This is a genomic window from Peptoniphilus pacaensis (assembly GCF_900088125.1).
GTDB lineage: Bacteria > Bacillota > Clostridia > Tissierellales > Peptoniphilaceae > Aedoeadaptatus > Aedoeadaptatus pacaensis.
Map to the genome: position 1 here is coordinate 147,745 of NZ_FLQT01000003.1, position 23,886 is coordinate 171,630.

Here is a 23,886-nt window from a genome sequence, read left to right on the forward strand (position 1 = left end):
ATCTTTATTTCCCTATAGAAAAAACCTCTCCATCCATAGAGAGGTTTTATAAATGCTACATTAGGTTGGTTTCTTCCAGCTTTTCCTCAAAGCGTTCATTGAGCCTGATCACCGGCCGGCGCAGGACGAGGCCCAAGACCAGGGAGGCTAGGACGTAGATCTGCAGAAGAAGCAGTTCTTTTCCGTAAACATGGCCGTAAAAGCCTCCGATGGTTTCTTTCATGGCGTTCATGCTGTGCACAAAGGGCAGGAAGGGATACATGGCTCGAAACACGCCGGGCGCCACGTCGATGGGAAAGGTGCCCCCGCTCCCGGCCACTTGAATGACCATGAGAACGACGCAAACGGCTTTTCCGATGTCGCCGAAGGAGACGGTCAGTGTGTAGATGAGGACGGTAAAGACCATGCTCGCCACCCAGGTAGCAAAGAGAAAGCCCGCGAGATGAAGGCATTGGATCCTCAAAAAATACAGATCGCCCAGAGCGATGAGCAGGCTTTGGATCGTGGCGATAATAAGAAACAGGCCCAGCCTTCCGAAGTACTGTTCATGGGGTTTAAACTCGCCGTGCTTTTCTTCATAGGAGCTCGGCGTCCCCACGTCGATGAGGGCCACTTGAATGACGGCGCCAACCCAAAGGGCCAGGGTCGTATAAAAGGACGCCATGGCCGATCCGTAATTTTCCACGGCATAGATATGGTGGGTGCGCGTCTGTACCGGTCTGGACAGGAACTGACTCAGCTCGTCCGTGTCTTCCGAAAGAAATTGTTTGATCCGGTTCGTGCTTTCGGAGTTTTCCAAAACCACCGTTCGATCGTAGAGTTCGTCCATGGTCGAAGCCGCGCCCTCCATCAGCTGAATGGAAGTGTCCATGTGATCGCTTAAATCCGCCAGATTTTCTTCCACGCGTCCCGACAGGCGGGCCATCTCTTCCGCCGATTGCTTTCCTTCGGCCCAAAGTTTTTCCGTGTCTCCGCCGACGCCGTCTAATTGCTTTTCAATGGCGCCCAGTCTCGTAAACATGGTGTTTTGAAAATCTTGGCGCAGGGACTTTAGATTGTCTTCGTTCTTCTTTTTGTTCTCGATAAATTCCAGGCGCAGGGCCTTGACATCGTCGTGGCCCCGGGCTTCGGCATCGGCCACGCTTTTCAAGCTGCGCACCATGGCCTCTTCATAGCCTTTGCTCCGGTGGATTTTTTCCGCCGCCCGATCCAAGCCCGTCAGAGGGATGGGCAGATCGCTATTAAAGCCGACGAGCTTTTCCTCCATGGCCCCCTTATCGGCAATGTCTTGCTCCAAAGTGGCGATGGCCGCCGCCCTGGATGCGACGAAGCGATCGCGATTCTTTTCGCCGTCGGCAAAGAGATCGTCCACATCGCTTCCGATTTTTTCCATATAGGCGATGTTTTTATCCAAGGTCGTTTCCACGCTTTGCCGAAAGGCTTTCAGAGTGGTTTTTAATTCGTCCAGATCCTTCTTGTCCTCCTTCATGCGGGCCATGCCTTCGTCCACCGTGTGCAGGGATGCGTCCATGAGGCGGTCCGAGTTCTTCATTACTGCCCGGGAGGATTCAGCCAGCTGTTGAAAGGAACGCAGGCTCGACGCCTGTGTGCGCAAGGTATCGCCGCTTTCCGTCAATTGACCCTGAAGCCTTTGCCAAAGGGCATCGGTATGAGGCTCCTGTCCGTCTTCGGTAAAAGTCAGGAGGCTGTCGAAGGCCGTGGTATAAAGGGTTCGCGTAAAGGTCTCTTTTACCCAATCGGTCAGGCTTCCCGCCTCCTTTCCCACGACTTTCGGCGCAATGGCGTTTTTCTTTTCGTTGACGTAATACTCAATCGCCGGCGCTTGGCCGTCGGGGGAAAGAAAGGAAAACATCTTTTCGCTGAAATCTTTGGGGATGACCACGGCGGCGTAGTATTTTCCGCTTTTGACGCCGTCCACGGCATCTTCCCTGTCCGTAAAAATCCAATCGACCTTTGCCTCCACGGCCAGGTTCATCTTTACTTTTTCGCCGACATTAAATGTTTTGGGGATCAGCGTGGGATGGTAGCCCTCGTCTTCATTGACCACGGCCATGGGTAATTCTTCCGTGTGTTTGTAGGGATCCCACGAAGCGGCGATATTAAACCAGGCGTAAAGACATGGGACCAAACAAATGCCTAAAAGGACCACCAGGACGATGCTGTTGCCTTTGATCCTGGAAAAGTCCTCCTTAATATGCTTGAAAATCATCTTCATAGCCGTCGTTCCCTTTCAACCGTTTCAATACTTCCTCTTCCGTCAGCTTCATCCACTCTTCTTCCTCTTCGTAGCGATGGCGGTAAAATTCGAGCCATATTAAGTAGGTGGCAAAAGCGATAACGGAGACTACGAATACGACCAAATAGCGAATTTTACTGTCCATACGAAGGAGTAAAAAGAGGAACAGGCCGGGCACCACGGCCAGGGCGATAAAGGCCCGAGCTTTTCTCTTTTCGTAGCTTTTGAAGAAATCGTCGTGCTTTTGTTGAAGGCGAGCCAGGGCGTCTCTGTCTCCGCTTAAAATCAAAGGAATCAGATTGCCGCCGATCAGCGCCTTTTTCCCCGGCAAATCGCCGTGAATCAATTCGCTTTGAGCCAGTTCCAAATCGAAAATATGGTTCAGACCGCCAAAAATCCGCGGGCCTACCAGGCCGATCAAAAGCGAGATAGGCAGGAATGATGCGAGTATGATCCAGTCTTTTAGCAGGTGGTATTCATAGGGTCCCAACATGGCCTCCCGCATGGCGTCGATGCCGTAGTGGAAGGGCAACACGGGATAAATGGATTGGAAAAAAGGCGCCATCATTTCGATGGGATAGGTCCCCGATGCGCCGGGAATTTGCAGGATCAGCACGATGACGGCAATGGCCTTTCCGATGTTCCTAAAGGTGGATGCCAGCGAAAAAATAATGGACACATAGGCCAGCGACGCCAAGAGCGCCGTCAAGACAAAGAGGACCGGTCGGGCGCACTGCACCTTTAAGAGCCACAAGTCCCCCAAAGAGACGATGAGGGCCTGCAACAGACCCACCGAGGCAAAGAGCATCCATCGCCCGCAATAGGCTTGGGAGAAGGTCACATGGCCCAAGGTTTCGTCTAAGTCCACATCGATTTTCAAAATGGAAATAAGGATCATGCCGCCGACCCATAGGGCCAGATTGGTAAAAAAGGGCGTCATGGCGCTGCCGTAATTGTCGCTTTTGTAAATCACATGCTCGTTGACCCGCACGGGATTTTCCATAAATGTGGCAAAGCTGTCCTCGTCCACGGAAGTGGCGTCGCGAATTTTTTCGTAGAGGGGCCCTCGCGCCAGCTGCCCCAAATCTGTTTTAAGTCCGCGAATGCTGTCTTGTGCCCGGGCAATGCTCTTCAGACTCGTATTGATGGTTTCCGACGACTGCACGGTCATGGCTTCCATGTCCACGAGCAGGCGGTCCAATTCGTCGAGCACATAGGGAATGGAGTTCAGGGTTCCGGACAAATGGCCTTCCACCTGATTCAGCAGGTCGAAACTTTGGTTCATCATGGGCACGACGGTGCTTCGGTATTCGTCGCCCAGGGCTTTTTTGCTGCCTGCGGATTCCTTTAATCGATTTTCGATGGTTTCATGGCTTTTTTCCAAGGCCTTTTCCGCCGCGATAACGGCTTCCCGCTGTTCCTGTACAGACGCGAGAAGATCGCCGTTTCTCTTATTGATTTCCCGCCAACGTCCGAGGACATCCAAAGGCTTCATCTCCTTCGGTATAGGCGACAGTCCTTCGAGATCGGCTAACACGGCGCCGTTCAGGTCGTTAATCACTTCGAGATCCGCAAGGCCTCTGTCCATGCCCTGTCTTTCGAAGGCCAAATCCCGGTTCAGGGACAGGTATTTCTTTTCCGAATAACTTTCGGCCAAGCGGGCCACATGGTTCATATCGTCCATAAGGCCTTCGTAGGCGTTGGCAATGGCTTCGCTCTCTTTGCGGGTCTCTGCCAGCAACTCTGCCGCTTCATCCAGCGTGAGCTCGCCTTTTTTCACGGCCTCATTCAAGCTTTTCACATCCCCCCTCGCCTTGCGGCTCAAGGAGCCCAAATGCCCCATCTCTTCATCCATATTTCGCAGAACGGCTTCGTAGTCTTCAAGATTTCGACCCACATTTTCCAAACTGTCCATGGCTCTATCTCTGTTTTCTTCCGCCTGCGTGCTGAAATCCGCTCTGCCTTCGGCGATTTTTTCCCCTAAAATTTCCGAGCTCATGGCGACGAAGCGACTGTCGATTTCCGATTCCAAAGTCCCCAAGCCCGTAGAGGTGATTTTCGGGGCGATGGCGTTGAGTTTTTCATTGACATAGTAATCCAAAGTCGGAAATCGGAGTTCGCCTTCGTCCAAAATAGACAAAAAGGACGCGGAAAAGTCGGAGGGAATGACGATGGTGGCGTAATACCTGCCCGCCTTAACTCCGTCGATGGCCTCCTCTTTATCCACAAAGGTCCATCCCAACTGATCGTTTTTCCTCAGCTGCTCTATAATCTTATCGCCGGCGTTTAAATCCTCTCCCTGAAAGGGCACGGAAGTGTCTTCGTTGGAGACGGCGATTTTTACCTGATTCAAATTCCCGTAGGGGTCTTTGTTGGCAGCGATATTAAACCATGCGTAAAAAGACGGAAGGAGTGCAATGCCCAAAAGCACCACCAGAGCCGCCCCATTGCCTGCTATACGTTTAAAATCGCGCCGTAAAATTTTTCTTGCTTGTTTCATAAGGAATCTTTCTATGTAAAGAATTTGTCTTCATACCTTTTAGGCTGTATGTCTTTTATTTTTACCCTGCAGTTATTGTACTACACAGAGCCCGGCTATTTCTCACCCTTCTTTTATTTCCATTTTTCGGACAAAAAAAGAGAGCCCGTTCATGGGCTCTCTCACGGATTCACGTCCGTTTTTCAAGACAATAGCAGAAAAAAAGCGCAGATCGCTCTGCGCTTTTTTTACAGGAACTAACCCACCAACATAAAGATGAAGTGAGCCGATACACCGGCGAGGATGCCGCCGATGGTGTGAGCTAAAATAGCCTTGCCTGCCAATTCTCTGGACTTTAATGCGTCCATCATACCGATGTGAGTACTCAGGTAGCCGGACCAGCACATACCCATGGCCGTAAAGACGGCGATGTCGTTGGGAAGGGCCACGCCCGTTTCGATAAAGTTCGGTACCAAAGAAATTGCCGCACCTACGGCGCCTAAGGCCGTAATGGGGAATGCGATGGCTTCCGGCGATTGGAAACCGAAGATCGGTTCAAAGATAAATTGAAGCTTTTGACCGACGACGGGCAAAAATTCCACGCCTTCATAGGCTGCACCGGTGTATTGGCCGCTTTCGCCGGGACCGAAGGTAATCATCATAACGAATGTACAGACGATTAATACGCCGGGGATAATAGACATACCCATTTCAACGCCGTTCTTGCCGCCTTCCAAAAGAGCGTCAAGGGTACGTTGGAAGAGGTTGCCTTCGCGGACGTAGCGGAATTCGCCTTGGGATTCCAGATCGTCAACATCCATGGTCTCGTCGTAAGGCTTTTCGGCATCGGCGCCGTAATACTTTTTCGTTTGCATAAGCATTAAACGCACGCTGACGATGGAGCCGATAACGGCACCCAAGTTTCCTACGACGGCGGGAACGAGAAATTCCTTCCCTTGGGCAATCATAAAGGTGGTTACGATCAAGCCCATGCCGAATGCCGTCCCTAAGTTACACAGGGCGGGCACTTGGTACTTCTTGAAATACTGAGTAAATGTCTTGTCCTTTGCAAAAGATATGATCGCCGGGTTGTCCGATAAGTAAGTGGCTACTGCGCCGGTAATACTGGCACCGGGTAGTCCCCAGATTGGTTTCATCAACGGAGCAAAGATTTTGTTGATCAAAGCGATGGCACCGAATTCAGATAAGACGCCGCTGATGGCGCCTGCGAGAACGGCCATAGCCATAATCAAAAATACCGTCGACAGTAATAAGTCGTGTGCCGTCGCCATCATGGTCTTAAACATCATGCCGGCGCCCATCTTTCTGCCGATCAGGCTAAATCCTCCGATGAAAACAACGAGGAATACAAAAGTCTCCAGCCCTACCGCTTTTACTTTTTTCCTACCGTTTGTGTCATCCATAAAAAACCTCCATGCACTGTTTTGTCGTGCTTCTATTTTTCTAAATTTTGATACTGTCCTTTTGCTTAGACGATCAATCTTTAAATATATTATAATCGAAATTCTCTATAAGTTCAACAGTAGATCGTTTATTTTTGAACTTTCAAAAAATAACGGCACGCCTAAGCCATTCGCTAAATTTTTTGATTCCGGGGCCCTTTTGTTACAAATTTAATATTCACAATTTGCTCACATTTATTTCATTATATTAAATTTATTTTGCTCGGAAATCATTTCCTTTTCGACAAAAATCTCCTATAAGTGCGTTTATCCCATCTTGGCATAGAGTTCTCTCTCGACCTATTGAAATTATTTATAGGTCGATCTATGTATTTTATTGAAAAATTATACTATTTTTCCGTGAAAAATAATTGCTCCCTGTCAAATAAGTTCAAAGGGCAAACTGCAAATTTTTCTGTTCGCCTCCGATTCTTTTTTTGCTTTTTTATTTCTTTTTCGAGTTTTTTCCCGAACCGCCATGTTTGATATCGCCCTTCCGGTGTCTGACCTTTCGATGAAAAGCATTCCGCTCCCCCGATTCTTTTCATATAAAGTGGAAGCGGTTTTTCTTGTTCCGCCGATTTAAAAAAGATCTCTTCATTGATTTGCTCGCCGATTCTCGATTCTCGAGAAAATCCCCGTCGCCGTAATTTTTTATTTTCTTGTCGTTATTCATTTAACTTGTTCTCGTGTTCGTGCTAATTTTTTCGTTTTTTGTGTTCTCTTTCTCTAATATTGTTGTTTGTCGACAAAATTCTTTAGATTTTATCTGATTGCGTTCAGCATCTACCATTTTCAAGATGCCTTAGATATAATGTATTTTGTAAGCAAGGGGAATCGACCTGATAACGTTTTCGCATAGGGTTGCAAGACGCACATCGTCGGTCCTCCCGACAATAGCTATTGCTTCGAAAGAGTATAAGGAGTGTGTTCATGAGCGAAAAAGTTTTTAAGTCTATGGACGGTAACGAAGCGGCGGCTTACGTCTCGTACGCTTTTACCGAAGTAGCAGCCATTTTCCCGATTACACCTTCTTCTCCCATGGCAGCCACAGTTGACGCTTGGGCCGCCGACGGCAAGAAGAATCTTTTCGGACAAGAAGTACGTTTAGTTGAAATGCAAGCCGAAGCCGGTGCCGCAGCCGCTTTGCACGGCTCTTTGGAAGCGGGCGCATTGACCACGACCTACACCGCATCTCAAGGTCTGGCCCTGATGATCCCCAGTATGTTCCGTACGGCGGGCTCTCTCTATCCCGGCGTTATGCACGTCGCCGCCCGTACACTGGGCTCCCACGTCTTATCCATTTACGGGGACCACTCCGACGTCATGGCTTGCCGCCAAACGGGTTGGGCCATGATCGCATCGGGGGATGTTCAGGAAACCATGAACCTGGCCGCCGTGGCACACCTCTCCGCCATTGAAGGCACCCTGCCCTTTATGCACTTCTTTGACGGTTTCAGAACCTCCCACGAAATCCAAAAGGTGGAAGTCTTCGATTACGAAGATCTCGGCAAGCTTTTGAATTGGGAGGCCGTAGAGCATTACAAACAAAATGCCATGAATCCGGAACGCCCGAAACAAAGAGGGATCGTTCAAAACCCGGATACCTATTTCCAATCCAGAGAATCCATTAACACCTTCTACGACCGCCTTCCCGGCATCGTGGAAAGCTATATGAATAAAGTCAACGCCTTAAAGGGCACGGACTATCGCCTGTTTAATTTCTACGGTGCGGAAGATGCGGAAGATGTCATCGTCGGCATGGGCTCGGTCAGCGGCTTGGTAAAAGACACGGTAGACCGCCTGAACGCCGAAGGTCGCAAGACCGGCTATATGCAAGTGCATCTGTTCCGTCCCTTCTCCAAGAAACATTTCTTGGCTGAAATGCCCAAGACGGTAAAACGGATCGCCGTCATCGATCGTACCAAGGAACCCGGCGGACGTGAACCCCTGTTCCTGGACGTCTCCGCCGTCTACAACAATATGAAAGATGCTCCCGAAATTTACGGCGGCCGCTACGGTCTGTCTTCGAAGGACGTGGACCACGCACAAATCAACGCCATCTTCGAAAACTTAAAGCAAAGCGAACCGAAGGACGATTTCACCGTGGGCATCGTAGACGATGTCACCTATCGTTCCCTGCCTGTGGACCGGAGCTTCGTCATTCGCAATCCCAAGATCATCAACTGCAAGTTCTGGGGTCTCGGCGGCGACGGTACCGTCGGTGCCAATAAAAACTCCATTAAGATCATCGGCGACAATACGGATATGTATGTTCAAGCCTACTTCGAATACGACGCCAAGAAGACCGGCGGGATCACCAAGTCCAATCTGCGCTTCGGCCACGAACCGATCAGAAACAGCAATGCCGTTACCTACGGGGACTTTATTGCCTGCCATAACCAAAGCTACATTACCCGCTACGACATCGTCAATGAAATCCGCCCGGGCGGCGTGTTCCTTATGAACACCACTTGGGACGACGAAACCCTCGCCGAACACTTGCCCAACAAGGTTAAAAAGTATTTGGCTGAAAACGACATTCAATTCTACACCATCGACGCCGTGGAATTGGCGGAAGAAATCGGCTTGGGCCGTCGTACCAATACGATTTTGCAATCCGCATTCTTCAAGCTCGCCGAAATCATCCCCATGGATGAAGCGGAACGCCTAATGAAAGAATTCGCCAAGAAATCTTACGGCAAAAAAGGCGACAAAGTCGTCAACATGAACTACAAAGCCATCGAAGTGGGCTATCAAAACCTCCACAAATTCGACGTTCCCGCCGAATGGAAGAACCTTCCCGTGGAAGAGCCCGAAGTCGATCCCACTCTGTCCGACTACGTCCGCAACATGATGCTTCCCATTACGGAGCTTCACGGCGACGACCTTCCCGTATCGGCATTTAAGGGCTACGAATCCGGCTTCATTCCCTTGGGAACATCGAAGTTTGAAAAACGCGGCATCGCCGTACACGTTCCCCGTTGGCAACCGGACAACTGCATTCAATGTAATCAATGTTCTTTCGTCTGCCCTCACGCAGCCATTCGCCCCTTCCTTTTAGATGAAGACGAAGCGAAGAATAAACCTGAAAGCTTCCGCAGCATTTCCGCCAAGGGCTTGAAGGAATACGAATTTGCCATCCAAGTGGATCCTCTGGACTGCACAGGCTGCGGCAACTGTGTTCAAACCTGCCCGGCAAAGGAAAAGGCCCTCGTCTTTGAAGATTTCGAAACGCAACTTCCCGAACAGGAAAATTGGGATTACGCCATGACCTTGTCTCACAAGGAAAATCCCATGAACAAATTTACCGTCAAGGGCAGCCAATTCGAACAACCCCTACTCGAATTCTCGGGGGCATGTGCCGGCTGTTCCGAATCCCCCTATGCGAAACTGCTCACCCAGCTTTTCGGCGACAGAATGTATATTGCCAACGCCACGGGCTGTTCCCAAGCCTGGGGCTGCGCATTCCCCATCGCACCTTACACCACCAATCACCAAGGCTTCGGTCCCGCATGGTCCAATCTGTTGTTTGAAAACAATGCGGAATTCTGCTTAGGTATGTACCTGGCCAACGGTCAACAACGTGAAAAGGTGACCATGGAACTGGAAAAGGTCGACGAGGCCATCGACGATAAGGAAGCGAAAGCCGCTATTAAGGATTGGCTGGACAATTATAACGAAGGCGAAGGCACCCGCCAACGCAGCGACGCCGTCATCGAAGCATTGAAACGTCTGGATCTCGACGGTGAAGCCCTCAAGGCCAGAGACTACGTCCTCGCCCACAAAGAACAGCTGACCAAGAAATCCTTCTGGATGTACGGCGGCGACGGCTGGGCATACGACATCGGCTACGGCGGACTGGATCACGTTCTGGCAACCGGCGCCGACCTAAACGTCCTCGTCGTCGACAACGAGCTTTACGCCAACACCGGCGGACAATCCTCGAAGGCCACCCCGAAGGGTGCAGTGGTACAATTTGCCGCCGCAGGTAAGAAGACCGCAAAGAAAGACTTGGGTCTTTTGGCCATGAGCTACCGCGACATTTACGTCGCCAAGGTTGCCCTGGGCGCCAATATGAACCACCTGATCAAGGTCATTAAAGAAGCGGAAGCCTACAACGGCCCGTCCTTAATCGTCGCCTACTCCCCCTGCATCAACCACGGGATTACCAAGGGCATGGCTTATGCAACGAAACAACAAAAAGAAGCGGTGGAAAGCAACTACTGGCAACTCTACCACTACAATCCCGAGCTCATCGCCAAGGGCGAAAATCCCTTCAAGATGGATTCCAAGGAACCGACCAAGTCCTATCGCGAATTCATTATGAGCGAAAACCGCTACGCATCCCTGCTCCGTCGCTCCCCCGAAGAAGGCGAAGAACTTCTCGACGCTTCGGAAGAAGATGCACGGCAAACCTACAAACGCTACAAAGAACTGTCTGAAGACAATTAATCTTTAAGGCGAAATCAAAAGACCCTCGCTAAAGCGGGGGTCTTTTTTTGTGCAAATAGATTTGCTTCCGGACAAATTAAAAAATCGAGCAAGCCGTCGCCTGCTCGATCTTTCTGATTCTCTCTTGTTAAAAAAAATCCTACTTTGAGTCTGCGTTTATTTTCATCAACATCTGTGCCATTTCACTTCTTCTGGTATGGGCCTTTGAATTTAACCGCTTTTCGTTGTCCCCTTGGACATAGCCGCGATCCGTCGCCCAGGCCATGGCATCATAGGCATAAGGGCTGATCGTCTTTTCATCCTTAAATGCCGAAAGCTTCGCCCGGGAGGGCTTTTCGCCTTTCGATTGCGTCTTGTAGCGATACAGGATCACAATGGCGTCTTCTCGCTTGACCGGATCGTTCGGACCGAAACGTCCCTTGCCGTAGCCTGCGACAATTTTATTTTCCGCCGCCCAATTGATCGCCTCGGCATACCACTTGCCCGCTTCTACATCGGTAAAGGGAGCGGAAAATTTTGCCGATTTGACGCCGCTGTTTTTCATTTCCATATTGTAAACAATCTGTGCCATTTGCGCCCGGGTAATGGTCGTAGAGGGGCTGAAGCGATTCTCGCCCATGCCTTTCATGAAGCTGTGTTGATAAACATAGCTTACCGCCGGATAGAACCAATCGCCGGATGAAACGTCGGTAAAAGGCAGATCGGAACTTCCTCTGCCCGCCTTTCCCCCAAAGAGCTTCGTGCCGCTTACATCCCCCCGAGGGAATTTCGTCAATGCGTCGGATTCATCTCTCGCCTGAAGAGCCAATGACCGCAGCCGGCCCTTGGCTTCGAGTCCCATGCCGTTTTGCGACAAGACCACATCTCCCGACGCCGTTGCCGACAATTCGTACTCGTTGAACTCGTCACCTATGGTTCGATTCCGAACGAGGGTCGCATGGAGCTTGCCCCTGGCGTTTTCTACTTTTAATTGCCCTTTCGGTTCGAAGATAAGGCTTGCGCCTCTCTCAACCTGTGCTGCCACGAGCTGATCGCTGTAGGCCATTTGCACATTCAGTTTCCCCTCACCGCCTTTGGCCGATGAAACCTTGTAAGGAATGTCGTTTTTCGGCGCGAAGACGTAAAATGCCTGAGCCTCGCCGCCTGAATCCCCGGTCACGGGGATAAAGGGCAGGGGAGAGTTTTCCATGTCCCTCGTGTCGACGGTCCACGCTTTGCCGCTGCCGTCCAAGGCCTCGATGCGATAGGCGCGCTCTCCGCCCGATGCGAACAGGCCGAACACCGTCCACGGATGGGAATCGCTGCGTTGAGCGAATGGATCCAATCGTCTGACGTCGGTGCAAATATAGTTAATGGAGGCTTTCTTCTTTACGTTCACATCCGGATCGTCGGGATCATACCATTCGTTGGTCTTCGAATTGACGTAAATAGCATCGTCATACAAGCGATTGGGGCGATTGGAATCGTAAATTCCGATGCGATAGTCGTAAGTTTCTCCCGGACGATACATGATGCTGTGAGCGACAATGGCATGATAATATCTCTTCCCGTTGCCGTCCACATAGGAATACGAAACCAAAACGGGTACGCCGTTGTTGTTTTTGATGGCTTGCAGTAATTTCGGAACGCCCGTATCTCCCTTGGAGGACTTGATCCAGCCCATCGCACTTTTTCCAATGCCCGATACGCCGGCCGTGCCCGTGTTCACAAATCCTCGAACGGTGGAAACTTGACTCATTTGATAGAAAGCCAGAAGAGGTGCGGAACTTTCTTTTGTGGCGAAACGAATCCCCCGATCATTGCTCAGCGGTCTGCCGCTACTGTCTTGCAGTCCCCATTCTTCTTTGTTCAATCGATTGATATTGTCTAAAATACTCGTCGCCGACATGCCGAAACAGTGGCCCCTAATATTCCCTTTTAAATACAGTCTGGTGAAGGCGCGATCCACGGGCTTCATCTTCTTTAATTTTTCCACCATATAGGGATGGGACACGTCGTAGCTGCCCGTTTCAAAGTTTTTAAAGGACCAGTAGCAATCTTCTTTCACATGTTGTTGATTGTTGGGATTTAAGTCCACATTGAAGACCATGGTCTTCTTATAGGGCGCACGGGAAGTATTGGTCATTTCCAGCTCAATGGTCTCGGAAAACTTTTTGCTCTTATTCTCCGTCGTCAATTCCCACTGAAGGCTTAAGCGATCGCCCTTCATTGTGCCGACGTCGATGCGGCGCCCGTCTTCTTCGCCCTTGGGACCGCGAATCTTCCAATCCTGCGGTGCTTTCAAACGAAAACTGACATCCTTTAATTCTTTGATGCGGGAATTTTTCACCACCGTCGCCTGAACGGTAAAACGTCCTTCCCTCTTTGGATCTTTGATGGCCTTCGCTTCAACGGTGTACGGATTTTTAATCCCGTCCACATCGCTGATGTAATCGCCCCTCGATAAAATTTTAGGCCGCAATTGCGAAAGGATCGCCGGCAAATCCTCGGAGTCGGCACATTTTCTGTAGCCGCCGTTTTGAATTTTATGCATCAAAAGCGTGCCGAAGCGTACCGATTTATCCATGGACTCCATAATAAACCGCGTTTCTTCCGTGCCCGGCCCCGGTCCGCCGTCGCCGTTGTAGGCAGGAAACATAATCACGTAGCTGTCCCGTTTCCCCGGCAGATTGTCATACTGATTTAAAATTTGCTCGTAGCCGTTTTGTAAGCCAGTGCGCATACGCTGAAAGCGGTCTGTGCCCGTGGCGTATTTTTCGTGAGGTCCCGAAAGGACCAATTCCGAATTGACGAATAACAAGACGTCTTTCAGTCGCTTCGGCTGCCAACCTTCTTTGCTCTTAAGATTGCCGTAAACCTTTAAGGCATCGTCCACGCCAATGGTCGGACCCGCCTTCAGGGTAATCTCCTTGTCGAAGCCGCCGAAATTGCCGAAAAATCCCATGCCGTCGTCGTATAAGTAATCATAGTAAAGAATGGCGGACACTTTGTTATTGGGATTGGCGCTCTTGATTTGCCGCGCAAAACGCGTAAGGGCCTCGGGTTCTCCCCTCTCGCCGAAACCCGGCGCACTCATGCAGTCGACGATCATGTACACGTGTACGCCGTCATATGTTTCTGCATATGCCCGAAAGGGCACCGCAAGAAATAAGGCGAGGAATAATAAGATGTGTGCCATCTTCCCGTATTTTTTTAACATCATAACCTCCTTTTTATGGCAAGCGCATTCTTGTTTAGATCGTATCACAGGGGCCTTCGTGGGTTCAATGGATTCGCAGATTTAACTGTTTCTGCATTTCTGCGACTACCTTTCATTTTTCTTCCGCAAAAAAAGCACCTGCACGTGCAGATGCTTACTCTTCGCCGACGACTTTTCTTTCATAGCTTGCGTAATTGATTAAGAACAAGATCCCCGCCATGGCCAGTGCCGTCCCCAGGCCCGTATAGAAAAAGGCGATGAAGCGCTCGGGCAATAGATTCAAGGCGCGAATGGTGATGCCGAAGGTCATCATCAACGCCATGATCAAAAAAGATTTCTTATCGAAGAAATGCCACGGCCGCTTGTACTCCTCTTCGTAGCCGTGAATGCGAATCACGTGTTTGTCCACCAAGGGGTGAAAGACCTTCGTCCAAAAGAGGAAAAAAACCAGGGCGGACAGAGCGACATGGAGAGGGCTCAAGGCGCGGGCATAGGCTTCAACGCCGATTTTTAATACATTGATTCCGGCAAGAGACCAGACCAGTCCCGCCAACAGCAATAAGGTTCTCTTCTTTACCACATTTTCATCTCCCATCATCGTGGTTCAATCGCTTTTTATTTTAAAATGCTCGATCAGCAAAAGTGACACATTGTCACTCCCTATTATACCCGCTTTTTGCTGTGAATCCCATATTTATTTTTAACCGCACAAAAAAACGCCTCCGACAAATCGGAAGCGTTCCTTCTTTAAAATTACATGGCGTCGAAAAGATCCGCCATTTCCAACACGCTCATGGCGGTGTCGTAGCCTTTGTTGCCGCTCTTGGTGCCGGCACGTTCTACGGCTTGCTCGATGTTTTCCGTGGTGACAATGCCGAAGCCCACGGGAATATTCGTATCCAGAGACACTTTGGCGATACCCTTGGACACTTCGTTGCAGACGTAATCGTAGTGGGTGGTGGCTCCGCGGATCACGGCGCCGAGGCAAATGACGCCGTCGTACTTGCCGGATTGAGCCAGCTTTTGTGCCGCCAGGGGAATTTCAAAAGCTCCGGGTACACGCACCAAACTTAAATCCTCGTCCTTCACGCCGTGGCGGTACAAGCAGTCCAGGGCGCCGTCTAAAAGTTTCGACGTAATAAAATCATTGAAACGGCTGACGACAATGGCGAAAGATTTTCCCTCGCCTCTTAACATTCCCTCCATAATTTTCATCGGTTGGCCTCCTTGTTTTGTTTTTCCTTATGTCCGTGGCAATCGCAGTCAAATTCGTGCAAATAGTGGTTCATTTTTTTGGCTTTCGTTTCCAAATAGAAGTGGTCGTTTTCGTGGGATTGAATTTCGATGGGCACCCGTTTGACGATTTCCATGCCGTATTGTTCCAGATGGTACACCTTATCGGGATTGTTGGTCAACAGGCGCATGGTTTTGACGCCGAGATCCCGCAGGATTTGCGCGCCGATGTAGTATTCCCGGGCGTCTTCCGGAAAGCCCAGGGCCAGATTGGCTTCCACCGTGTCCATGCCCTGATCTTGCAGGGCGTAGGCCTTTAATTTATTCAAGAGGCCGATGCCTCGACCTTCCTGGCGCATGTAGAGGACGATGCCGCGACCTTCTTTTTCGATTTGCATCATGGCCCGTGCCAGCTGATCGCCGCAGTCGCAGCGCAAGGAGCCGAAAGCGTCGCCTGTCAAGCATTCGGAGTGGACGCGGGTCAGAACGTCTTCGCCGTCTGCGATGTCCCCTTTCACCAGGGCCACGTGGTGTTCGCCGTTTAAGGTATTGCGATAGCCTACGGCTTTAAAATGGCCGTACTTCGTGGGCATGTCCGCTTCCGCCACCCGCTCGATTAAGCGGTCGTGGGTCTTGCGATACTCTTTTAATTGCTCGATATTGATGAAGGGAATATCCAATTCCTTGGCCAATTCGTAAATGCGGTCACGCTGCATCATTTCCCCGTTATCTTCCATGATTTCGCAGCACAGGCCCACTTCCGTCAAACCGGCGAGGCGCATCAAGTCCACCGTGGCTTCCGTGTGGCCGTCCCGCTCCAAGACGCCGCCGGGTTTGGCGATGAGAGGAAACATGTGGCCCGGGCGGCGGAAGTCGTCGGCCTTGGCGTCAGGATCCGTGGTCATGCGGGCGGTAAGAGCCCGTTCCACGGCACTGATCCCCGTGCTCGTATCCACGTGGTCGATGGACACGGTAAAGGCTGTTTCGTGATTGTCCGTGTTGTCGGATACCATGGGCTTTAAGCGCAGGCGATCCGCTTCTTTTTTGCTCATGGGCATACAGATCAGACCCTTAGCGTAGCATGCCATGGCGTTTAACTGCTCTGTGGAGCAGGTTTCGGCGGCGACGATCATGTCCCCTTCGTTTTCCCGATCTTCCGAATCCATGGCAATGATCATCTTGCCGGCTTTCAGCGCTTCAATGGCCTCTTCAATGGTGTTCCACATAATTTCCTCCTAAAATCCATGATTTCTGAAAAAATTCATATCCAGTGGGGAATGCTCTTCCGCCACTTCATTTTGTCTCAATAAATACTTGCCCACGATGTCGAATTCCACGGTAACGGGATCTGAGGGCTTCAGCTCACCTAAATTGGTGGAGCGCAAGGTCTCCGGAATCAGGGAGACGGAGAAATCATTCCGCCCCGCCCGGGCAATGGTTAGGCTCACGCCGTTTAAGGTCACCGAGCCCTGGGCCACGAAATAAGGCGCCCAGTCCGGCTCCACGGCGATGTGAAGGAGATAGCCCCCTTCGTGTGGCTCGATGCTCTTCACCTCCCCCACCGTGTCCACGTGGCCCTGGACGATGTGTCCGCCCATGCGGCTCGCGGGAAGAAGAGCCCGCTCCAAATTCACGGCACTTCCCGGCCGCAAGCGGTCCAGAGCGGATTTTTTCGCCGTCACCGTCATCATATCCGCCGTAAAGGTGCCCTCCGCCATGGAAGTCACCGTGAGGCAGACGCCGTTTGTGGCGATGGAATCGCCGATCTTCGTGTCTTCAAGCACCGTTTGCGCCATCACCCGCAGGACGATCTTCTCGCCCCGCTTTTCCAGCGTAGCCACGGTGCCCACTTCTTCTACGATTCCCGTAAACATGCTCTGATGCCTCCTATAAACAGATCCGGCCCCAGCATCTTCACCTCGTCAAAGATGAAATCCCGCCGTTCGCTTAATGCAGCGATGGCACGTCCCGCGACGGCATCTTTGCCGCCGCCGAAGAGGGTAGGCGCGAGATAGAGGGCGAATTCATCCACCAAATCCTCGTCGATGAGGCTGCCGTGCAGGCGTCCGCCGCCTTCCACGAGAATGCGGCCCATGTCCTTGGCATACAGGTCCTTCAAAACGGCACGGAGATCCAGCTTGCCCTTCTTCTCCTTTATGACCTCCACGACGACGCCCCGCTCTCTCAGGGTCTTGATCTTCGCCTCGTCCATATGCGTCGTGTAGACGATGGTAGGAAGAGTGCCGTCGTATACGTGAAAATCCAAATCCACGGCGCCGCGGCGGTCCAAAATAATCCGCGTGGGATCCTCTCCTTCGCCGCTGCGATTCGAGAGGCGGGGATTGTCCTTGATCACCGTGTTGGTGCCAACTAGAATTCCGTCCACTGCGCCGCGAAGCTTGTGGCCGTCCTTGCGCGCCGCCTCCGATGTGATCCATTGGCTTTCGCCTGTATCCGTGGCAATCTTGCCGTCCAATGTAGTGGCGAATTTACAAATCACATAGGGCGTCTGCGTCAAAATACTCGTGAAAAAGGCCCGGTTCAGGGACCGGCAGGCCTCCTCAAGGACGCCTACATCCACCTGAATCCCCGCCGCTCTCAGCGCGCCCACGCCGCGGCCGGCGACCTTTGGATTGGGATCCAAGGTGCCTACCACTACCCGGGCGATCCCCGCCCGCTCGATGGCCACGACACAGGGCGGCGTCTTTCCGTAGTGGAAGCAAGGCTCCAAGGTCACATACATGGTGCCGCCCCTCGGCGATTCCTCCACCTGCTTCAGGCAATCCACCTCTGCGTGGTCCAGGCCGAAGCCGTGATGGTAGCCCTCGGCGATGACTCGCCCGTCCTTTACCAAGACGGCGCCTACCATGGGATTGGTCTTGGTCTTGCCCAAGCCCTTTTTCGCAAGAGTCAATGCCCGGTTCATATACTGCTCATCCATAAAGCCTCCTGCATTAAAAAAACCGAAGCGCAACGCTTCGGAGTGACAATCAAATGAAGGACAATCAATGCCCTTAGCTCTTCTTTCATCCGGACTATACCGTCGGTATCGGAATTGCACCGATTCAATCATGTGACTCGTGGACTTTACCACCGGTGAGGAGTTGCACCTCGCCCCGAAGAATGTATGAAGTTCAGGAAATGTTTTCCTTTAATTATGATACCACTTATATCCTAGCCTGTAAAGAAAATATACCGGCCCCCTCTTTAAAATTTGCGCCCATCCTATGTACAATAAATAAAACGAGAAACATTTTGTAATAAAGGGAGCCCTCCCGCGTATATACAAGTGAAGGAACAAGGAGGTGAAGCCAATGGATGAAACGACCCATGTACCGACCGTCATAGACGATGCCGTTACATTTGAAGCCGTCTACGATCGCTACTTCGATTCCGTATTTCGGTTCGTCATCTACCGCACCGGCAATCGTGAGGTGGCCAAAGATCTGACGGCGGATATTTTCTTCAAGGTCTACAAAAAATTTTCCGCCTACGATTCAAAAAAAGGCAGCTTCGAGGTGTGGCTCTATACAATAGCGAGCAATCAGGTGAAGGATTACTACCGACGAAAGAGCCGCTTTCAGTGGTTGCCCATCACCGCGGCGAAAGACGTGGTCGAAGACGATCCCGGTGCCGAAGAGCTTATGGAGAACAAAGAAGAAATCGCCACCCTACGGCGTGCGGTGCAAAAGATGAAGCCGAGAGACCGACTGTTGATCAGCTGCAAATTCGGCGCGGAGCTTTCCAATCAAACCATCGCCGAGCTTATGGACACGAATCCCAATCACGTGGGCGTCATGATCCACCGTTTGCTGAATCAATTGCGAAAAGAAATGGAGGCCTATTATGAATGAAAATAAAAATGCCCACGACAACGTAAGCCGAGATTTAAATAATCTCTACGCTACCGATGAAAAAGACAAGCAGGAGGTCTATGTAAAAATGAAAAAGAAACAACGAAAGCAATACAAAAAACCCGCCATTGCCGCGGCATGCGCCCTTTTAATCGCTACCCTCCCCTTTACGAGCTTTGGCGGCGGCATCGTGAATACGGTGAGACAAGCCGTCAGCCCCTCGGGCCGCATCGTCGTCAACGAAGACGAGCCGGCCGTGGCCATCCCCTTCCCCGAGGAATTAAAGGGAAAGGTCTTCGACAAAGAGGGAAATGAAATCACCGACCTCGAAGTCCTGAAAAAGGCAGAGCACGTCTACTCCAAAGACGGCCGGGAAATCGTGGGAAGCAATTACGACGATGCCACCCGCACCGGCGAAGTTACCTTCGAATACGCCGACGAAGTGAAAAAAGATACGGGCGACAAGGCCCCGGTGGAAGAAATCGCCAAAAAATTAAACTTTAATCCCCTGGTCTTTTCGAACAAATACAAGTACGTGGAATCGGAAATCTTCGCCGAGCCGGGGACACTTTCCGATTGCGTCGCCTTCATCTACGAAAAAGACGGCAAGACCATCTATATTGACGAGCGGGTCTCCTCCCCCGAAAACGCTTATGAAACAGGCGGCGAAGGCAAAATCTACGAAGTCAATGTAAACGGCGTGAAAGTCATCATTCAAGGCCGTGATGCCGACTTCGAACGAGACGGCCTCCTCGTCTCCATCTCCGCCGAAGGCGCGGACAAAGACGATCTCATCGCCATGGTGAAAGACTTGCATCTCTTAAAATAAATTGATACGCCGCCGGTTCGCCCCGGCGGTTTTTTTGCGCAACAAAAAAACACCGCAGGTTGCGGTGTTTGTCTGTATGTGCTTAACGTTTGGAGAATTGGGGAGATTTACGCGCTTTCTTCAAGCCGTATTTCTTTCTTTCCTTCATTCTCGGGTCGCGGGTCAAGAAACCTGCCTTTTTAAGAACGGCACGGAAATCGGGATTGGCTTCTTGCAATGCACGTGCAAGACCCATGCGAATGGCACCGGCTTGACCGGTGTAGCCGCCGCCGTTGACCTTGACGAGGACGTCGTATTGGCCTTCGGTTTCCGTTACGGTTAAGGGTTCTTTTGCCACGGTACGTAAAGTTTCGTAACCGAAGAAGTCTTCCAGTTCTCTGCCGTTGACGAGGAATTTTCCGCTGCCGGAGAGGAGTCTGACTTGGGCTACGGACGTTTTTCTTCTACCTGTTGCTCTAATTTGATCTGCCATCTGATTCACCCTTCCTTACACTTCGTAGACTTCCGGTTTTTGCGCTTCGTGGGGATGGTTCGGACCTGCGTAAACTTTTAATTTACCGAACATGGACCGACCTAAACGGCTCTTGGGAAGCATGCCCTTGACCGCATATTCGATGACGCGTTCCGGATGCTTTTCGCGAATTTCTTTGTAAACGACTTCGCGACGTCCGCCCGGATAACCGGTGTGGGAAGCGTGGATCTTGTCGTCCCATTTGGTGCCGGTCATCTTGACCTTTTCGGCATTGATGACGATAACGAAATCGCCGGTGTCCACGTGGGGCGTGTAAATGGGTTTGTTCTTGCCGCGCAAAATATTTGCGACTTCGGTAGCCAAGCGGCCGAGGACCTTATCTTCGGCATCGATGACGTACCATTTTCTATCTACTTCATTGGCTTTCGCCATGGTTGTCTTCATGGATAACCTCCTGCTGTATCGAAAGGAATAATGTTCAAAAGTTTCCGGGGCTTTAAAACACTAGCAATTAGTATAGAGCAAGAAAGGCCCGATGTCAAGGGGTTAAGCCCGATTTCTGCGGGTTTTTCTCTATTGGCGAAGTTTTTCTTACGGGCTATAATAGAGGCAGAAAGGACGTGACTTATGGCCAATCACAACGGACACCTTCCCCGCTTTAAATACTTCTCCTACGACTGCGACAATCACGTGAGAAAAAATTACTCCATCGTCCACGATCCCAGGCCTCTGCCCCTTTCGGATGATTTGATGCAGGCCCTGGAATACCTTTTGTGGTACGTTCCCAATATTAATTCCTTTCAGTCCCCCTCCAATGTGCTGATCACCGAGCCTTTGTATGAGGACTTCAGCTTCGGTTTGATTTCCGAGGCCCTTCGCCTCGATGACGAGGATATTTTGTTTTTGGATTACATCGACGACGACATCGTGGATTACTACATGGACGCCATTTGCACTCATTGCCAAAAGATCATCATCACCACCGGCGAGCACGAGACGAAAATTTCCGCCTTGGTGCGCCACATGCGCAATGCCATCGCCCACGGCTATTTCACCGTGGTGGACGAACGCATCATCGCCTTTGACGTGAAGCACTTCCCGAAAAAAGACGATTCCTACGGCTGCACCGCCGTCTTAAAGCTGAACCCCCTGCACCTGGTGCGGGCGCTGAAGCTTTTGGAAGAGGAGATGACCCACGAGCGCTTGGCGGCCGTGGCCTTTTCCCGCTGCGGCTACGAGATTTTGGACAACGACTACGTCAATCCCGAGCTGCCTTACGATTTTAAAATGGAAAAAGACGGCAAAATCTATGCCGTGGAAATCAAGCGCATCGCCATCGAAGGCGTGGCCCACAAAGAGCACTTGGACAGCATCCTCGCCCACTTCCCGAAGAATGTGCGGGAACGGAAGGTGCTGCTGATGGATTCCGCCGTCTTGGATTCCGATGCGAAGAAATCCCTGCAGGAAAATAAAATCCTGCTACTGGACCGGGACAATTTAAAATCCCTCATGTCCGGCGACGATATTTTAGGCCGCATCGAGAGAAAAATGCGATGAGGGATCTTTTACCGCTTCATTCAAATCACAAGCCGTCTGCTTTTCTTCCGTAAAAAAACGTGGTATGATTCCGACAAATAAAACATGTTTACAAGGAGGAATGAATCATGGCATTTGACGATGCAACGGGCGTCGCCGACGGCGGCGAAAAAGATAAGTACGTGGTCTTGCAAGTGGTGCTGACGGAAAAGTTTTTAGGCACCGGATCGGGAACTGCCAGCCTGACCAATCTGCAGGCGGCCATTAACAAGCAAGCGGCCCTGGGCTACCGGCTCCACACCATTACCACCGCCTCGTCGGGATCCAAAGATTTCCTCGGCGGCGATAAAATTCAGGCCACCATGGTCTTTGAACGCATCGACTAAAATCGACCTTCAGAAAAATTTTCGCAAAAAACAAAAGGCTTCGACTCACCGAGAACACACTCGGCAGTCGGAGCCTTTTTTCTTACGCAGCTTCTTTCTTCGGTCTACCTATTTCAGTACGATCCACTTTCCCGACTTCGTGGAGCCTTCTCTTTTAATAACACTTTGCGCTTTTAATTTTTTTATATGATAACGCACGCCGTCAAAGGAAATACCTAAATGTTTCGCAATTTGCCTTGCTGTAATTCTCGGCTCTATTTCCATCAGTTCAACAATCTGATGCTGAATTGGCTTCTCAATTTCTATTTCTTGAGTAGTTTCTTGGGTAGTTTCTTGGGTAGTTTCTTGAGTAGTTTCTTGGGTAGTTTTACCATCGAGCTCTTTTAAAAACTCTGCATTTATCTCCATCACAGCATTGGTGTAGTTATCTTCTTCATTGTCAGGATAGAACTTCAGCTCGGGAGATTCGTTTTCCGAAAGTGCATCTTTTGCACGCCTTATGCCCGATCCGTAAGACTCTATCAAATTCAATGAAAAGAACATATCTTTAAGCTCTTTATTAAGATACTGTCTTCTGTCAAAACTTCTATCTCGATTGAGAGCTTCGATGGTGACTGGCGGCAGAGGCCTATTGTGATTGACAAAAGAGATTCTATCCCTGTAAATATAGATCCCTACATACTCCGGCGTATCATACTCTTTGTGAAGGATGGCATTGGTCGCAAGCTCCTCAAATGCCGTGAGCGGGTAGTTATAAATAATCTTGTGCTCGATTTTATCAGCTTCTCTTATGGTATAGGAAGCCATAATATAATCTTCAAAGTATTTGCTGACCTGTTTTGCCTGCATCCAAACCGGACCGTCAAATCTTTTCGATTCCATTTTATCCGTTCCGTCAATTTCTCGTATGATTTCCACATGGGCATTGGAAATAAATTTATTCGGTGTTTCCGCAAACATGAGTACCGCAAAGTTTTTCGCCCTGTAACCTCCATATTCGCTTTCACTAATAAGCCCCATACTTTTCGCCATATCAAGCTTGGACATTTCTCTAATATCTTTTTTTGCTCCTGTTTGGAGTAAGTATTCTTTCATGTACTCATAGCTTAGGTCATCTATGGTGGCAACCTCGTTTAAATTAGAGCTAAACGAAAAGTTTGCAAATTTTTTCAAAAGCTCAAATTCTTCAGTTGGATTCGGGAGCTTCGAATCCCTACCGATCCTTATATATCTTCCCGCTTTTAATCCGATGCTTTTGTCTTTTTCCGCCTTTTCACTGGTCTGAAACGGTCCTTTACTACCGCATTCTACCGCAACGACAATATAGTACTCATCGTCAATCATATCCGTAAGAATGTGGTAATTTATTTTAGGATGGATATTGGACAGAAGCGATTTTAATTCATTTTCCACTCCTTCAATCTTCGACTCTTTCACTCCCTCTATAGGTCGTTTCGGAATTGCCTTTTCTCCCGTTTCTTTATCGTCAACTTCTTCAATCCCGATAAACAACAAGCCGATTTCATTATTCAAATAGTTATTGGCAAAGGCACAAGCAGTTTTCAGGATCTTGTTTTTAAAATTAGCCGACTTTTTATATTCGACAAAGCTATTTTCTATGTTTTGATTTTCAAGAATGCTGTGAGCCATTCTCTTTATATCTGAAATCTGCATAATACCTCTCCTTTCACACTTTGTTGTCATATTATATCATTTTTAGAAA

At 50.1% G+C, this 23,886-nt stretch carries 17 protein-coding genes and 1 riboswitch; of the genes, 5 read left to right on the top strand and 12 right to left on the bottom strand.

What is annotated here, in order from left to right:
* Window positions 1-55: 55 nt before the first annotated feature.
* The 3 genes from BN7444_RS00765 to BN7444_RS00775 form a co-directional block, all read right to left on the bottom strand.
* A complete protein-coding gene (locus tag BN7444_RS00765) occupies window positions 56-2,236 on the bottom strand; it encodes a YhgE/Pip domain-containing protein (protein WP_068454416.1) in 2,181 nt (726 codons plus the stop codon).
* Window positions 2,211-4,757, bottom strand: coding sequence for a YhgE/Pip domain-containing protein (locus tag BN7444_RS00770; protein WP_068454419.1), 2,547 nt, complete (start codon window positions 4,755-4,757; stop codon window positions 2,211-2,213). The genes BN7444_RS00765 and BN7444_RS00770 overlap by 26 nt, the downstream gene beginning before the upstream one ends.
* Window positions 4,758-4,993: 236 nt before the next feature.
* On the bottom strand, window positions 4,994-6,160 hold the full coding sequence (locus BN7444_RS00775) for a CD0519/CD1768 family membrane protein (protein ID WP_068454421.1): 1,167 nt from the start codon (window positions 6,158-6,160) through the stop codon (window positions 4,994-4,996).
* 972 nt (window positions 6,161-7,132) lie between these two features.
* Between BN7444_RS00775 and nifJ the strand changes: the two genes are divergently transcribed.
* Window positions 7,133-10,654 carry a pyruvate:ferredoxin (flavodoxin) oxidoreductase gene (nifJ, locus tag BN7444_RS00780; protein WP_068454424.1) on the top strand — a complete coding sequence of 1,174 codons (3,522 nt, stop codon included), beginning with the start codon at window positions 7,133-7,135 and terminating at the stop codon, window positions 10,652-10,654.
* A 139-nt stretch (window positions 10,655-10,793) separates the two neighbouring features.
* On the opposite strand, the gene BN7444_RS00785 is transcribed toward nifJ, so the two are convergent.
* The 6 genes from BN7444_RS00785 to ribD form a co-directional block, all read right to left on the bottom strand.
* Window positions 10,794-13,853 (bottom strand): S-layer homology domain-containing protein, encoded by a 3,060-nt coding sequence (locus BN7444_RS00785; protein WP_068454427.1) that lies wholly within the window; start codon window positions 13,851-13,853, stop codon window positions 10,794-10,796.
* Window positions 13,854-14,007: 154 nt separating this feature from the next.
* Window positions 14,008-14,433 carry a hypothetical protein gene (locus tag BN7444_RS00790; RefSeq protein ID WP_245654171.1) on the bottom strand — a complete coding sequence of 142 codons (426 nt, stop codon included), beginning with the start codon at window positions 14,431-14,433 and terminating at the stop codon, window positions 14,008-14,010.
* 173 nt (window positions 14,434-14,606) lie between these two features.
* Window positions 14,607-15,068: a 6,7-dimethyl-8-ribityllumazine synthase gene (gene ribH, locus BN7444_RS00795; protein ID WP_068454429.1), complete on the bottom strand. Its 462-nt coding sequence runs from the start codon at window positions 15,066-15,068 to the stop codon at window positions 14,607-14,609.
* Window positions 15,065-16,312 (bottom strand): bifunctional 3,4-dihydroxy-2-butanone-4-phosphate synthase/GTP cyclohydrolase II, encoded by a 1,248-nt coding sequence (locus tag BN7444_RS00800; RefSeq protein ID WP_068454432.1) that lies wholly within the window; start codon window positions 16,310-16,312, stop codon window positions 15,065-15,067. The genes ribH and BN7444_RS00800 overlap by 4 nt, the downstream gene beginning before the upstream one ends.
* Before the next feature lie 9 nt (window positions 16,313-16,321).
* Window positions 16,322-16,960 carry a riboflavin synthase gene (locus BN7444_RS00805; RefSeq protein ID WP_068454435.1) on the bottom strand — a complete coding sequence of 213 codons (639 nt, stop codon included), beginning with the start codon at window positions 16,958-16,960 and terminating at the stop codon, window positions 16,322-16,324.
* Window positions 16,942-18,027, bottom strand: coding sequence for a bifunctional diaminohydroxyphosphoribosylaminopyrimidine deaminase/5-amino-6-(5-phosphoribosylamino)uracil reductase RibD (gene ribD / locus BN7444_RS00810; RefSeq protein ID WP_082941196.1), 1,086 nt, complete (start codon window positions 18,025-18,027; stop codon window positions 16,942-16,944). Before ribD ends, BN7444_RS00805 begins: the two co-directional genes overlap by 19 nt.
* Window positions 18,028-18,100: 73 nt before the next feature.
* Window positions 18,101-18,214: riboswitch (FMN riboswitch) on the bottom strand.
* Window positions 18,215-18,400: 186 nt separating this feature from the next.
* Here ribD and BN7444_RS00815 point away from each other — a divergent pair.
* On the top strand, window positions 18,401-18,940 hold the full coding sequence (locus tag BN7444_RS00815; protein WP_068454438.1) for an RNA polymerase sigma factor: 540 nt from the start codon (window positions 18,401-18,403) through the stop codon (window positions 18,938-18,940).
* Complete coding sequence (locus BN7444_RS00820; RefSeq protein WP_068454441.1) at window positions 18,933-19,769, top strand: hypothetical protein; 837 nt, start codon at window positions 18,933-18,935, stop codon at window positions 19,767-19,769. The genes BN7444_RS00815 and BN7444_RS00820 overlap by 8 nt, the downstream gene beginning before the upstream one ends.
* Before the next feature lie 82 nt (window positions 19,770-19,851).
* Here the strand turns inward: BN7444_RS00820 and rpsI are convergent, their stop codons facing one another.
* On the bottom strand, window positions 19,852-20,241 hold the full coding sequence (rpsI, locus tag BN7444_RS00825; protein WP_068454444.1) for a 30S ribosomal protein S9: 390 nt from the start codon (window positions 20,239-20,241) through the stop codon (window positions 19,852-19,854).
* A 15-nt stretch (window positions 20,242-20,256) separates the two neighbouring features.
* Window positions 20,257-20,685 carry a 50S ribosomal protein L13 gene (gene rplM / locus BN7444_RS00830; protein WP_068454448.1) on the bottom strand — a complete coding sequence of 143 codons (429 nt, stop codon included), beginning with the start codon at window positions 20,683-20,685 and terminating at the stop codon, window positions 20,257-20,259.
* 183 nt (window positions 20,686-20,868) lie between these two features.
* Between rplM and BN7444_RS00835 the strand changes: the two genes are divergently transcribed.
* Together BN7444_RS00835 and BN7444_RS00840 are read left to right on the top strand one after the other, a co-directional pair.
* Window positions 20,869-21,798, top strand: coding sequence for a hypothetical protein (locus BN7444_RS00835; protein WP_068454451.1), 930 nt, complete (start codon window positions 20,869-20,871; stop codon window positions 21,796-21,798).
* A 107-nt stretch (window positions 21,799-21,905) separates the two neighbouring features.
* On the top strand, window positions 21,906-22,163 hold the full coding sequence (locus BN7444_RS00840) for a DUF4177 domain-containing protein (RefSeq protein ID WP_068454454.1): 258 nt from the start codon (window positions 21,906-21,908) through the stop codon (window positions 22,161-22,163).
* 108 nt (window positions 22,164-22,271) lie between these two features.
* Here the strand turns inward: BN7444_RS00840 and BN7444_RS00845 are convergent, their stop codons facing one another.
* On the bottom strand, window positions 22,272-23,837 hold the full coding sequence (locus BN7444_RS00845) for an AlbA family DNA-binding domain-containing protein (protein WP_068454457.1): 1,566 nt from the start codon (window positions 23,835-23,837) through the stop codon (window positions 22,272-22,274).
* Window positions 23,838-23,886: the final 49 nt, after the last annotated feature.

Excerpts from the sequence above, each read along its gene's own strand:
- BN7444_RS00765 (WP_068454416.1), bottom strand. The coding sequence starts at position 2,236 with ATGAAGATGATTTTCAAGCATATTAAGGAGGACTTTTCCAGGATCAAA.
- BN7444_RS00770 (WP_068454419.1), bottom strand. The coding sequence starts at position 4,757 with ATGAAACAAGCAAGAAAAATTTTACGGCGCGATTTTAAACGTATAGCA.
- BN7444_RS00775 (WP_068454421.1), bottom strand. The coding sequence starts at position 6,160 with ATGGATGACACAAACGGTAGGAAAAAAGTAAAAGCGGTAGGGCTGGAG.
- nifJ (WP_068454424.1), top strand. The coding sequence starts at position 7,133 with ATGAGCGAAAAAGTTTTTAAGTCTATGGACGGTAACGAAGCGGCGGCT.
- BN7444_RS00785 (WP_068454427.1), bottom strand. The coding sequence starts at position 13,853 with ATGTTAAAAAAATACGGGAAGATGGCACACATCTTATTATTCCTCGCC.
- ribH (WP_068454429.1), bottom strand. The coding sequence starts at position 15,068 with ATGAAAATTATGGAGGGAATGTTAAGAGGCGAGGGAAAATCTTTCGCC.
- BN7444_RS00800 (WP_068454432.1), bottom strand. The coding sequence starts at position 16,312 with ATGTGGAACACCATTGAAGAGGCCATTGAAGCGCTGAAAGCCGGCAAG.
- BN7444_RS00805 (WP_068454435.1), bottom strand. The coding sequence starts at position 16,960 with ATGTTTACGGGAATCGTAGAAGAAGTGGGCACCGTGGCTACGCTGGAA.
- ribD (WP_082941196.1), bottom strand. The coding sequence starts at position 18,027 with ATGGATGAGCAGTATATGAACCGGGCATTGACTCTTGCGAAAAAGGGC.
- BN7444_RS00815 (WP_068454438.1), top strand. The coding sequence starts at position 18,401 with ATGGATGAAACGACCCATGTACCGACCGTCATAGACGATGCCGTTACA.
- BN7444_RS00820 (WP_068454441.1), top strand. The coding sequence starts at position 18,933 with ATGAATGAAAATAAAAATGCCCACGACAACGTAAGCCGAGATTTAAAT.
- rpsI (WP_068454444.1), bottom strand. The coding sequence starts at position 20,241 with ATGGCAGATCAAATTAGAGCAACAGGTAGAAGAAAAACGTCCGTAGCC.
- rplM (WP_068454448.1), bottom strand. The coding sequence starts at position 20,685 with ATGAAGACAACCATGGCGAAAGCCAATGAAGTAGATAGAAAATGGTAC.
- BN7444_RS00835 (WP_068454451.1), top strand. The coding sequence starts at position 20,869 with ATGGCCAATCACAACGGACACCTTCCCCGCTTTAAATACTTCTCCTAC.
- BN7444_RS00840 (WP_068454454.1), top strand. The coding sequence starts at position 21,906 with ATGGCATTTGACGATGCAACGGGCGTCGCCGACGGCGGCGAAAAAGAT.
- BN7444_RS00845 (WP_068454457.1), bottom strand. The coding sequence starts at position 23,837 with ATGCAGATTTCAGATATAAAGAGAATGGCTCACAGCATTCTTGAAAAT.